The following is a 1875-nucleotide window of genomic DNA, read 5'->3' as shown; positions in this document are numbered from 1 at the left end:
TCGCCAGCGCCTCGCGCAGCCCGGACACCGCCTCCTCCGGGGTGCCGCCCCGGTCGAGGAGCCCTTCCGCCCGGCGTACCCGTTCCTCGAAGACGTCCAGGTCGAGTTGACCCTCGGCGACGGTGAGCAGATATCCGGAGCCGTGGGTGCCGATCACGTCGCCGGGCAGACCGGCGGCGCGCAGCGCCCGTCGCGCCGCCGCGACCCGGTTGCGGACCTGGACGTCCGCGCTCGCCGGCGGATGGCCGCCCCAGGCCGCGTCCATGAGACGGGACACCGGGACGATCCGGTTGGCTTCCAGCAGCAACGCGGCGAGCATGGCCTGACTGCGGGGGCCACCGACGCGGACCGTCCGATCGTCGAGGCACACCTCGACCGGGCCGAGCAGCCGAAACATGACCGCCGGCACCATTCGCTCCCCCCGAAGCGCGCGGACCCGGGCGACCACGTCAAGATCGCCCTCCGGCCCCACCCTAGACGAGTTCGCGCGAGGCCAGGGGGTGACGCGTACCAGCGGTGACCGGGGGGACACACCACTGTGTCCGGTCGTCGTCGGTGGTCAGCCGATCGGGTCCGGCGCGGCGTGCGGCGCTTGACCGGACGTGGCCCGCGCCCGGCGCCGCCGGGAGTGACGGCGGTAGAACGTGACCAGGAACATCGCCTGGAGCGTGCCCTCGACGAGCAGGACGAGCGCGCCGTCCACGGCCGCGAGCAGGCTTCCGCCGGTCGCGCCGGCCAGCACGGCCGAGCCGGCCTGGATCGCGCCGTGCGCGACGATCGGGATTCCGAACAGGACGAAGCTGGACAACGCGACGGCGCTGCCCGCCACCACCGCCAGCGCGTAGATCCGTACCGCGCGCCGCTCGTGCGGCGGCAGGACGGCGGTGGGGTCCCCGGCCGACGGTGTCATCCGGCCGGGAAGCGCCGCGTGCAGACCCCGGCGCAGCAGGTGCCGGGCGTACGCGAAGCCGTCCTGGAACAGGTTGCGGCACCGCAGCAGGTCCAGCAGGACGAAGTAGCAGTCGGTACGCATGTAGACGTGCAGTTGCAGCGCCATCGACATGACGATCACCAGAACGACGGCGGACAGCAGGCCGCCGACCAGCGGATGCGGCCGGGCGTACGCCATCACCAGCAGCGCGGCGCACACCACGGCGGAATCCCAGAGCAGGCCGCTGAGGTAGACGCGGTACCGGTGGCGGCGCGGCACCGACCAGATCGCCGTCACGTCGGTCTCCAGGACCAGATGGTGCAGCCGGGTGGCGAACCGGATCCGGGCCGGCGCGTCCAGCGAACGGGCCGCCACCAGGTGACTGAACTCGTGCAGCACCGCCGTCCCGGAGAACAGCACGGTGTTCACGAGCACGGCGAGACCGACGTAGCCGGTCCAGAAGAAGTCCCGGTACGACGGCAGCAGCTCGGGACGGCGTACCACTGTGGCCAGCGTCGCCGCGACCAGCGCGACGTAGGCCACCTTCGCCGCGGGGCCGAACAGCCAGCGCACGTGCCGGGCCCGCAGCCAGGGCAGGTGCGGCCGGTCCTCGCGGCGGGCGCCGCCGGCGGGCCGGCCGTCGACCTCGGCCACCAGGCCCGCCTCCCGCAGCGCGAGCACCAGGTCCACGAGGTCGAGCTCCACGTCGTGGTCGGCGGCGATCCGTTCCTCGGCCACGCCGATCGGCGCTCCGCCGTCGAGCAGCTCGACGGCACGGACGCCGATCGCGGGCAGTTCCACGAACTCGCCGACCTCCGGCCGGCCCACCACCACCGAGTCCGGGTCGTCGTCGGACGGCCGGATCCGCAGCGGGTGGAACCGTACCCGCGTCGCGGCGCCCAGATCCGGCGCCGCCTCGACCCCGGTGGTCGTCATCGCCCGGT

2 protein-coding genes are annotated in these 1875 nt (G+C 73.8%); both read right to left on the bottom strand.

The features are described from left to right. Positions 1-397 (bottom strand): winged helix-turn-helix domain-containing protein (locus KBX39_RS30220; protein ID WP_210873817.1); only part of this gene is annotated, 397 nt, incomplete at its 3' end. A 162-nt stretch (positions 398-559) separates the two neighbouring features. Then, on the bottom strand, positions 560-1875 hold a 1316-nt coding region (locus KBX39_RS30215; protein ID WP_210873815.1), incomplete at its 5' end, for a hypothetical protein.

This window comes from Micromonospora sp. D75, assembly GCF_018070405.1.
Taxonomy (GTDB): domain Bacteria; phylum Actinomycetota; class Actinomycetes; order Mycobacteriales; family Micromonosporaceae; genus Micromonospora; species Micromonospora chalcea.
The sequence above is the reverse complement of the archived record's forward strand: the minus strand, read 5'-3'. Positions and strand labels throughout refer to the sequence as shown.